Raw genomic sequence first — 9,711 nt, forward strand, 5'->3', positions numbered from 1 at the left:
TACCGCTAGCTATCGAGATCCTTCGCCACCGCGCGCAGAATCTCTGCTACCTGGCGGCCAGTCTTGCGCTCAGGGTAACGGCCCTGCGCAAGCACTGGTTGCACTTGGGTTTCAAGCAGGGTCATGACATCGGAAAGCATGCTCGCAAGCTCATCAGGCTTACGCGCAGGCTTTGTGTTGCGTCGAGGCGTGTCAATGATTTTTACGCGCAGGGCTTGGGGGCCACGACGTCCAGCGGCAAAGTCGAATTCGATGCGCTGGCCTTGCACCAGCTCCTCAACGCCTTCAGGAAGGACGTTCCGGCCGACATAGACATCTTCATCTCCAGGATTAGAGACAAAGCCAAAACCCTTTTCAGCGTCAAACCACTTAACTTTGCCGATTGGCATTGGGCTCACCACTTTCGATTCAATAGGGAAAAAGACATTTTACCGCGAATTTGAAGAATTACCCAAGCGGCAACTCTTCTTGTGATTGTGCAGATGCAGCAGTTGAAAAAGATCGATTTCACGCGCTGCTCTTTGGCTCAATTTTCCAAAAATGCGGCCGATTTCAGATAAACAACACAAAATGTGGCCTATTTCATATCTGATTTTTGGCAATTTACTGGCCGCGACTGAGCTGCAATAACCACCTTAATATCAACGTTTCCTGTGTGGAAAAAATTCCGAAAGGTCACGAAACGATAGATTAACGTGACGGTTTCGTTATAAAGCGTTACAGTGTTCCGCAGGCGCTTTGATGGCGACTACGGCAGGGACTCCCGCAATAGAGTCCGACCCTGCATCACAAGTAGTTGCCCGAGCTAAGTGCAAAAGAATTTTCAAGACTGTAAATACACATCGATTCTAACCGGACCACAATCTTGCGGGTATGAGAGGAATACTAGAAAATGGGAAGCCACTCCGCTAAGACCAACTCCGTTGGCACGAAGTTCGCAGCAACCACCATCGCTTTCGGCGCAGCTGCTGCCCTGATGGCACCAACCGCGGCTGCAGCTCCAGACTCTGACTGGGACCGCCTCGCACAGTGCGAGTCCGGCGGCGACTGGCACATCAACACCGGTAACGGCTACCACGGCGGCCTGCAGTTCTCTGCTTCCACTTGGCAGGCATTCGGCGGCGGGGAGTTCGCTGCAACCGCAGACCAGGCATCTCGCGAAGAGCAGATCGTCGTTGCAGAGCGCACCCTGGCCCAGCAGGGTTGGGGCGCATGGCCAGCTTGCTCCGCAAGCCTGGGCCTGAACTCCCCTGCAACTCAGCGCACCGCTCCTGCACAGGAGCTTTCCGCACCAGCTAGCTCCCCAGCTGCTGTCCAGAAGGCCGTGAAGAACGCCTCTTCCAACGAAGTAGCTTCCGATGAGGTCTACAAGCTTGTTGTTAAGACCCTCAACAGCTACGGCGTGCAGGTTCCATCTGTTGTCACCGACGCTTACAAGGCTAACCGCGGCGACTTCAACGCTTTCTACAGCGCAAACCGCGGCACCATTGACCCAATCTTGGCTCAGGTTAGCTAATTTAACCCAACCTTAAAGGGTTCTTCGGAGCTTGCTACCTTCACCGGTGGCAAGCTCCTTTTGTTCTCTCTGCACAGCTTGTCACACAGCTTGCGGCGTAGCTGCCGCCAGCTCTAAGACTTAGTAGCTCCAGGACTTAGTTACAGAAAACGCCTTTAGCCCCATCACCTCCGGCTCATGCGGGGTGATGGGGCTGCAGACTGTTAAAAGCCGATTCTAAAGGCTTTTAACGGTTGATGCGGGTGTAAGGGTGAACGTAGTTCAGCTTCTCCTGTGGCAACGGCAGCACGGTGTCATCGCCCCAAGGGCTGCCTGGACCGGTAAACGGTGCAACGATTTCAGTAACAGCATGCTCACGATCGGTAACCGGCCAGTTCGGAGAGACGTGGCCCTTCTTCTCTACATTCGACATACCTCTTATTGTGCCAAACCCAGCGCAAAAAAGTAACTCGCTGGTGGCTAAACTCGGAAGTTATTATGTCTGCTGAGCAAAAATCCCAGGTGCATCGTAAAGCACAGCACCGCGACCAGGTCCAAGAATTTCGAAAGTGGCTGGCCACGCTATCAAAAGATGACCTCGCCGTGGTTTTGCATCACCGTCGCGATACTGCGGTGCCAATACCCCCGGATATTAATTCGCTATCCACCCGCATGCTGTTGCCGGGCTCGATTGCGTTGGCATTAGCAACTTGTACGGCAGCCGAGCTTGCTGTTATCGAGGCATTGTCGCAGCGCGGCGCCGAGCTAGGCCCAGTAAGCCTGGAAGATATCTCACCTCTTGTGCCCTTCGCTCCCGAAGAGGCCCTGTCAGCGCTGCGCAATAAGGCTTTGATTTTCACCCCTGACGGTGACGATAGCTTCGCGCTGCTGCCGCGGATCATGCAGGCGCTGCCGACTAACTTGATGCTGTTAAACCAGCCTGATGTCAGCGTCGAGGATATGCGGGCGCTGAGCACCCGCAAGCGGGAGATCCTGACGTTGATTGCGCGCGCTGGCGGGAGCATGGTCACCATCGGCACGCAGGCGAAGATTGCGGACTCGAAAGAGTTTAAAGAACTCCTATCTCAGGGGATCATTGTTGAAAGCAGCGAGCACACTGTCACTATTCCCCGCACCATCCGCCAGGCCATGCAGGGACAATCCCCCACGGTTATCCCGCTGCAACCGCCAGTCAGCTTGCCTAGTTTTAATACGCAACCCGCGCGTATGGAGGAAGAAGAAACCAAGGCAGATCAGTCAGGCACGGCGGCAGGTCTAGAGGTCGTGTACACGATGGACCGGGTCATCGAGTCTTTAGCGCGCAAGCCCCAGGCATTGTTAAAGAACAAGTCTTTAGGCATTCGCCAGGTCACAACGCTCGCGCAAGAGATTAATAAGGATGAGAAAGAAACCAAGGCGCTTTTAGCGCTAGGTTTCGCAGCCCGGCTTTTGGGCCGTGGTGAGCCAGAAGGCTTGGAGGGCAATTTCTTAGCTCCCACGATGCAGGCCATTCAGTGGATGGATTCGCCCTTGGATGAGCGGTGGCAGGTATTGCTTAATGGCTGGGAGCAGATGGATTCGGCTTATTGGAATTCCCAGCGTGGCATCGACGCGGAGGTGGATAATCCCCGGCTGCCAGAAATGCGGAAATTGGTGGTGGACACATTCAAGGCCAGTTCCGCAGCGCTTTCCGATGCCTCCTTCTGGCCGCTATTTGCCTACCTTCACCCGTTGGCCACGATGCACAGTAAAAAGGACACAATTGCACACCTTTTGCAGGAAGTGCGGTGGATTGGTGCGGTTGCGCATGGGCGCGCGACCGCGGTGGTACGTGAATCTTTCGATGAAACCCAGCGTCTGTGCCCAGAGCCGATTGAGCAATTTATTATCCAAGCTGACCACACGGCGATGGCACCGGGTCCGCTAACACCTGCGGTGCAAAAGCTTTTGTCGTCTTTTGCCACCTTGGAATCACCGGGGCTAGCTAGTGTTTACCGGTTTGATCATGGCTCGATTCGCCGTGGTCTGGACTCTTCACTCACCGCCGCGGAGATGAAAGATTTCTTGCGGGAGCACACGTGGGGTGATGTTCCGCAAGCCATCAATGTGCTTATCGATGATGTCGCGCGCAGCCACGGCACCCTGCGGTCATCGGCGGTGAGCTGTTATGTCCGCAGCGATGACTCAGCGTTGCTTTCCCAAGCTGTGGCTGCGGTGACCGAACTGCGCTCTATTGCACCGACGGTAGCGGTCTCCGCACTGCCATTGGCGCAGATTTTGGAAGCATTGCGCCACGCGGGCTTTAGCCCCGCAGCCGAAGATGAATCAGGTATCTCCATCGATGTCCGCCCCGAACCAGCTGTGGTTCCAGCCGCCAAGTCGGCCAAGTCCGCTAAGTCAGCACAGCCGGCGAAGTCAGCTTCCGCTAACTCCGCCAACTTCGCCGGCTCGAGGTTCGCTTCCGATGAGCATGTCGAACGCGCGGTCGCGCACCTCATTTCAGCCACGCAGCCAGCTGGAGAGCAGCCTTCGGAGGCTACAGCGCCTGTAAACGCAGAGGATTTCACCGCAGTCTTGCGCACCGCTGCCCGCGGCAGCCACCCGGTCAAAATCACCTATGCCAACAAACACGGCGAACCGACCACCGTGGGCGCCACACCGCTGCGCGTCGATGGCGGCCAGGTCGATGCCTTGGTAGGTACCAACACGGTGCGCTTTCCGCTGCATAGGATCTCTACGGTGGTGATGGACTAAACTGGATAAAATGAATGGTCCGCTGATTGTGCAGTCTGATAAGACGGTGTTGCTCGAAGTTGAGCACCCTCAAGCACACGAAGCACGGGCCGCGCTGGCTCCTTTTGCAGAGCTGGAGCGCGCGCCGGAGCATATCCACACCTATCGCATCACCCCGCTAGCGCTGTGGAATGCCAAAGCTGCCGGCCATGATGCCGAGCAAGCTGTGCACGTGTTGGAGTCTTATTCACGTTTTCCAGTTCCCCAAGCTTTGCTTGTCGATGTCGCCGAGACCATGTCGCGCTATGGCCGCGTGCAGATTTCGAAATCTCCGGCGCACGGTTTGATTCTGGAATCGGCTGAACAAGCCATCGTAGAAGAACTAGTCCGCCACAAGAAGATCGGCGGCATGTTAGGCGCACGCATCGATGAGCACACCGTGGCGGTTCCGCCCTCTGAGCGTGGCCGGATCAAACAGGAGCTATTAAAGGTCGGCTGGCCGGCCGAAGACCTTGCGGGTTATGTCGATGGTGAGGCGCATCCGATTGCGCTGAATCAATCCGATTGGCAGCTGCGTGACTACCAGGAATATGCCACTGAGTCCTTTTGGGAAGGCGGTTCCGGGGTTGTGGTCTTACCCTGTGGCGCTGGCAAGACTATTGTCGGTGCAGCAGCCATGGCCAAAGCTTCGGCCACCACGTTGATTTTGGTGACTAATACTGTCGCTGGTCGGCAGTGGCGCGATGAACTTTTGCGTCGCACCACCCTGACGGAAAATGAGATTGGCGAATATTCCGGCGAGAAGAAGGAAATCAAGCCGGTTACAATTGCCACCTACCAAGTCGTTACCCGCAAAACCAAGGGTGAATATCGCGCGCTGGAACTTTTTGATTCCCGCGATTGGGGCCTCGTTATCTACGACGAGGTGCATCTTCTCCCCGCACCGGTCTTTCGCATGACCTCAGATTTACAGTCGCGGCGACGACTTGGGCTGACCGCTACTTTGGTCCGCGAAGATGGCCGCGAAGGCGATGTCTTTTCCTTGATCGGGCCCAAGCGCTATGACGCTCCGTGGAAAGAGCTCGAGCACGCAGGCTTTATCGCAACAGCTGATTGCGTGGAGGTACGTGTGGACATGAATGCCGAAGAGCGCATGGTCTACGCAACGGCGGAAAGTCGTGACCGCTACCGAATTTCGGCAACGGCGGATGCAAAATTTACGGCGGTCAAAGATATCATCGACAAGCATGCGAACCAGCAGATTCTGATTATTGGTGGTTATGTTGAACAGCTCGAAGATATTGCCCTTCGCCTGGATGCGCCGCTGATTCACGGGAAGACGTCGAATGCCCAGCGCGAGAAGCTTTTCGATGCCTTCCGTAGCGGCACGGTACAAGTGTTAATTGTCTCCAAAGTTGCGAACTTTTCCATTGACTTGCCCGAAGCGGCCGTAGCGATCCAGCTTTCTGGCACCTTTGGCTCCCGCCAAGAAGAAGCACAGCGTTTAGGCCGTCTGCTGCGACCGAAAGCTGATGGCGGTGAAGCCACGTTTTACACGCTGGTGACTCGCGATAGTATTGATGCAACTTATGCTTTGCACCGCCAACGATTTTTGGCAGAACAAGGTTATGCCTATCGCTTATTAGATGCCAGCGACCTTTAAACCCCAGCGAAGCTCCGCCGACTACCAGCAAAAATACCAAGGAATTGAGACGCGATGAAGATATTTAAGTTCGAGGTCGACGAAGCCTTTGCGAAAAAGCATAATGAACTGCTGCGGGACTCCGGACGGTTGCGGCTTTCGGGTCTGATCATGGGCCTGCTTTTAGTTCTTGCGGGAATCGCTACCTACATGTTTATTGAAACGGAATGGCGTATTACCGTCGGTCTTGGACTGGGGCTGTTTGGCATCATGTGCGCGATTGTCGGCGTTTTAGCCGCGCGCAAAGTGGGCTCCGCGCAAGAGCTGTATAACCGCTACCCGCTAGCCCCAGCTGTAGTCGTAGAAGTCAACGAGCGTGACATGGTGATTATGGCGTTGGTTAATACCAACGTGGATCCTAATCTGCCTCCGCGCTGGGCTGCAGCATTGCGCACCGTAACTAGTATCCCGGGCATTACTACTCGTACCGTTGGCACGAAAGTACCGGTAGCTGCGGTATCTGGCCAGGTTAATTCTAATGAGCGTGAGCACTGGCAGCAGATTTCTCCGATGCCTATCGCCTGGGGCACCCCGGACCAGGAAGTTGTTAATATCGCACGCAAATCGGTTCCGCAGGAAGAATGGCAGATTCTAGAGCGCGCTCGCAAGCGTTTGACCGATGTTAAAGCAACTAAGTTCGACCTCTTGGTACTCTAAGGCGCATGACAGTACGCAGGTTGCAGCCTTTTGGCGAGACTATCTTCGCCACCATGTCCGCTGCGGCGGTACAGCATAAAGCGATTAATCTTGGCCAAGGTTTTCCAGATACCGATGGTCCTCCGCGCATGCTGGAGATTGCCCAGCGCGAAATAGCGCGCGGTAATAACCAATACTCCCCCGGCAAGGGCGTAGATGTTTTGCGCTCCGCGGTGGCTAATTCACGTGACCTGAGCGTTGACGAGGTTCTTATTACCGTGGGCGCGACGGAAGCTATCTCCGCAACGGTATTAGGCCTTGTGGAACCTGGATCCGAAGTTATTGTATTTGATCCTTATTATGATGCCTACGCCGCCGCCATCGCGCTCGCGGGCGCTTCACGTGTATCGGTACCGCTGCGCCAGGTCGATAAAACCTGGGATTTAGATACCGCAGCTTTTGAAGCCGCCATTACTGAACGCACTTCCCTAGTCATCATCAACTCCCCGCATAATCCGACGGGTTCCGTATTTACCCGGGCCGCGTTGGATGAGTTTGCACGCATCTGCGTCAAACATGACCTGACAGTGCTATCCGATGAGGTCTACGAACACCTTATCTTTGCCGATAACCAGCACACTCGCATAGCCGAGCTGCCAGGCATGAAATCCCGCACGGTCACCAGTTCCTCCGCTGCAAAGTCTTTCAACGCGACCGGCTGGAAGACAGGCTGGGCTGTAGCTGAGCCCGAGCTTCTCGATGCCGTTGTCAAAGCCAAGCAATTTATGACCTACGTAGGTCCAACGCCTTTCCAGCCGGCCGTTGCGCATGCCATTAATAATGAACGCGCGTGGTTGCGCCGGATGGTGGAGAACCTATCCGTGGGCAAAGACATTCTCGCTGAGGGCCTACGTAACGCAGGGCTGAAAGTATTTGATACCGCTGGCACCTACTTCATCGTCGCTGATGTAACGCCACTGGGCTTTGACGATGGCACCGAATATTGCATGGGCCTGCCAGAGCTGCAAGGGGTTGCTGCGATCCCCCTTGCAGGATTCAGTGACCATAAAGAGCAGTGGAAGCCACTGGTTCGCTTCGCTTTTTGTAAACGCCACGACGTGCTGCGTGAAGCATCCGAACGGCTAGCGCAAACACCGCTGTTTCGTCTCTAACTTCTTCTCGCCGAAAACACTATGTAATGACATGCGGACAATGCTAAGCTACCTAATCAAAGAATAGTGCTTCACCCCCGACCCACTTTGGAAGGTAAGACCTAGAACATGAAGACCATCATTACTGGCGTGGATTCGAGCCAAACCGCGCTTGCAGCCGCTGAAAAAGCCGCGGAACTTGCTGCTAGCTTCGATGCCGAGCTCTATGTATTCTCTGCCTACAGCATCAGCTCTGCTGTCGCCATGCAGACCGCGAAGAGCGGCAACATGTCCAATAAGACCTCGGAAGCCTACCAGCGCCTCGCTGATGGCCAAGCAAGCGCTGCCCAGCAGGCTGCCGAGTCCGTGGCAGCCATCTTGCGCAATACCTGGCCAAAATTACAGGTTAAGGCACTCGCTGCTGAGGGCCAGCCCGCGGAAGTATTGGTTCAGCAGGCTGAAAAGCTCAACGCTGACGCCATCGTCGTGGGCAATAAGCGCGCACAAGGCTTGCAGCGCATCTTGGGTAGTGTCTCCCGCAATGTTGCTTCCGCAACTAATTGCGACCTGTACATTGTTAATACCACCAAGTAGGAAATAGTCAGCACCCATTTCATAGGCTGAATCTCGTGGCTAAGTCAATCTTTTTGGCTTGGCCACATTTTCATAGCTGCTTATTCAATCTGAGTGAAATCAAATATTCTTAGCGCGCCCAATGGAAGACTCGCGTCGCTAGGAAACCGCATGTGGTCAAACGCAGCAGAGATAGTGATTCTCTCACCAACATGCTGGGACCAGTCGTAACCATTTTCGTCGCTGATTAAGGCAACTTCATCGACGAACAAAGTTATCTTGTTGGTGCCGTAATTTACCGCAGTTACATCTCTAGGATTATCTAGCTCCATAACTATGTGGAGTTCATCCCATGGCTCACCATTCGGTGTTTCACCACCGTCCATTAACTCTTGGGCTGTCTTCTCATACACCACGCCTGTGAACTGCTGGATATCGCTATCCTCAGTCGCGGAGGGTTCTAACTGCGAATTAGGCTCAGAACCCGCCTGTGGCTGGCCATAAATGATGCTTTCAGGCCCTGACCAACTTTCAAGTACCGATGCGTCTGAGGTGTCTGTCCACACTATCTCATGATGATCCGCAGGTGGAGAAGCCATGTTGTAGGATTCGGCACCAGATGCTGCGTAGAGCGTTTCGTCTGCGAAGCCGAAAAGAGTACTTACGCCTTGTCCTGACAGTGAGTGGTGGTCCACTTGGTAGAGTCCTGCCCCTGACCGCGAGCCCTTCACGCGAAGTCTCTGGCTGCCGCCCGTGGGCGCTCCATCAATAAGTACACCGTTGGCTTGAACCAGGCCGCCATCATCAATCGTAAATACACTAATTGGTGAAGACCACTGTCCATGGACCATCAGTAGGAGTTCTGGTAGCTCGTCCCCTGCTGCCTCCACAAGAGCATAAGAATATCCACCAAGCGGTACGAAAGAGGCATCACCTTTGACCGGGAACTCATCTGGGTTGTTAATGACGTGCCGGTACAAATTAAGCGATGATGCTTCTGATGACTTTGAACTAGGCGATGCTGAAGTGCTCTTCTCTGCTATAGAGGTAACTGTTACCGTCGTAGCTGATGCTGAAGTCTCCGACTCTGCATTCGATTCAGGGTTGCTGCATGAGGCAAGAGACAGTGCTACTCCAGCGACAGAGGAAAGAGCCATCGCTTTAAAGGCACGCCGCCGGGCCAAAGCCAGTGGGAATAGGCATAGGGATATAGAGGGTTTCATGAAGTCTCCTGTAGGGCATAGGGAGTGCCCCGTTGTGTTATCTAGTTGTCCACCCAAATATAGCAATATGTCCCGTCAAAAAGCTCCTTGGAAAGCCAACTAACGGAATTACATTCAAAGGCCTGTATCCACCTCAAACCAGCGTATTCTGTATCGTGAGAATCATAGAAAACGACAAAGAGAGGGTTAAGACCAACA

9 protein-coding genes are annotated in these 9,711 nt (G+C 54.4%); 6 read left to right on the forward strand and 3 right to left on the reverse strand.

What is annotated here, in order from left to right:
* Window positions 1-5 precede the first annotated feature (5 nt).
* Window positions 6-389: a cold-shock protein gene (locus C5Y44_RS13085; RefSeq protein ID WP_105325338.1), complete on the reverse strand. Its 384-nt coding sequence runs from the start codon at window positions 387-389 to the stop codon at window positions 6-8.
* Between the two features lie 503 nt (window positions 390-892).
* On the opposite strand from C5Y44_RS13085, the gene C5Y44_RS13090 reads away from it, so the two are divergent.
* The gene (locus C5Y44_RS13090) at window positions 893-1,516 is read left to right on the forward strand and encodes a resuscitation-promoting factor Rpf1 domain-containing protein (protein ID WP_105325339.1); all 624 of its coding nucleotides are present in this window, start codon (window positions 893-895) and stop codon (window positions 1,514-1,516) included.
* 226 nt (window positions 1,517-1,742) lie between these two features.
* On the opposite strand, the gene C5Y44_RS13095 is transcribed toward C5Y44_RS13090, so the two are convergent.
* Window positions 1,743-1,928 carry a hypothetical protein gene (locus C5Y44_RS13095; protein ID WP_066795497.1) on the reverse strand — a complete coding sequence of 62 codons (186 nt, stop codon included), beginning with the start codon at window positions 1,926-1,928 and terminating at the stop codon, window positions 1,743-1,745.
* Window positions 1,929-1,993: 65 nt separating this feature from the next.
* On the opposite strand from C5Y44_RS13095, the gene C5Y44_RS13100 reads away from it, so the two are divergent.
* The 5 genes from C5Y44_RS13100 (at window position 1,994) to C5Y44_RS13120 (ending at window position 8,311) form a co-directional block, all read left to right on the forward strand.
* Window positions 1,994-4,249, forward strand: coding sequence for a helicase-associated domain-containing protein (locus C5Y44_RS13100; protein WP_105325340.1), 2,256 nt, complete (start codon window positions 1,994-1,996; stop codon window positions 4,247-4,249).
* Between the two features lie 10 nt (window positions 4,250-4,259).
* A complete protein-coding gene (locus C5Y44_RS13105) occupies window positions 4,260-5,891 on the forward strand; it encodes a DNA repair helicase XPB (protein WP_105325341.1) in 1,632 nt (543 codons plus the stop codon).
* A 54-nt stretch (window positions 5,892-5,945) separates the two neighbouring features.
* On the forward strand, window positions 5,946-6,587 hold the full coding sequence (locus C5Y44_RS13110; protein WP_105325342.1) for a DUF3239 domain-containing protein: 642 nt from the start codon (window positions 5,946-5,948) through the stop codon (window positions 6,585-6,587).
* Between the two features lie 5 nt (window positions 6,588-6,592).
* Window positions 6,593-7,738, forward strand: coding sequence for a pyridoxal phosphate-dependent aminotransferase (locus C5Y44_RS13115; RefSeq protein ID WP_105325343.1), 1,146 nt, complete (start codon window positions 6,593-6,595; stop codon window positions 7,736-7,738).
* Between the two features lie 108 nt (window positions 7,739-7,846).
* Window positions 7,847-8,311 (forward strand): universal stress protein, encoded by a 465-nt coding sequence (locus C5Y44_RS13120; protein ID WP_105325344.1) that lies wholly within the window; start codon window positions 7,847-7,849, stop codon window positions 8,309-8,311.
* Window positions 8,312-8,391: 80 nt separating this feature from the next.
* Here the strand turns inward: C5Y44_RS13120 and C5Y44_RS13125 are convergent, their stop codons facing one another.
* Window positions 8,392-9,447: a hypothetical protein gene (locus C5Y44_RS13125; RefSeq protein ID WP_146108509.1), complete on the reverse strand. Its 1,056-nt coding sequence runs from the start codon at window positions 9,445-9,447 to the stop codon at window positions 8,392-8,394.
* Between the last annotated feature and the right edge of the window lie 264 nt (window positions 9,448-9,711).

The organism is Corynebacterium sp. J010B-136, from assembly GCF_002967075.1.
Classification (GTDB): domain Bacteria; phylum Actinomycetota; class Actinomycetes; order Mycobacteriales; family Mycobacteriaceae; genus Corynebacterium.

Bases quoted from the DNA above. Each gene is read 5' to 3' on its own strand.
- C5Y44_RS13085 (WP_105325338.1), bottom strand. From the start codon at position 389: ATGCCAATCGGCAAAGTTAAGTGGTTTGACGCTGAAAAGGGTTTTGGC.
- C5Y44_RS13090 (WP_105325339.1), top strand. From the start codon at position 893: ATGGGAAGCCACTCCGCTAAGACCAACTCCGTTGGCACGAAGTTCGCA.
- C5Y44_RS13095 (WP_066795497.1), bottom strand. From the start codon at position 1,928: ATGTCGAATGTAGAGAAGAAGGGCCACGTCTCTCCGAACTGGCCGGTT.
- C5Y44_RS13100 (WP_105325340.1), top strand. From the start codon at position 1,994: ATGTCTGCTGAGCAAAAATCCCAGGTGCATCGTAAAGCACAGCACCGC.
- C5Y44_RS13105 (WP_105325341.1), top strand. From the start codon at position 4,260: ATGAATGGTCCGCTGATTGTGCAGTCTGATAAGACGGTGTTGCTCGAA.
- C5Y44_RS13110 (WP_105325342.1), top strand. From the start codon at position 5,946: ATGAAGATATTTAAGTTCGAGGTCGACGAAGCCTTTGCGAAAAAGCAT.
- C5Y44_RS13115 (WP_105325343.1), top strand. From the start codon at position 6,593: ATGACAGTACGCAGGTTGCAGCCTTTTGGCGAGACTATCTTCGCCACC.
- C5Y44_RS13120 (WP_105325344.1), top strand. From the start codon at position 7,847: ATGAAGACCATCATTACTGGCGTGGATTCGAGCCAAACCGCGCTTGCA.
- C5Y44_RS13125 (WP_146108509.1), bottom strand. From the start codon at position 9,447: ATGGCTCTTTCCTCTGTCGCTGGAGTAGCACTGTCTCTTGCCTCATGC.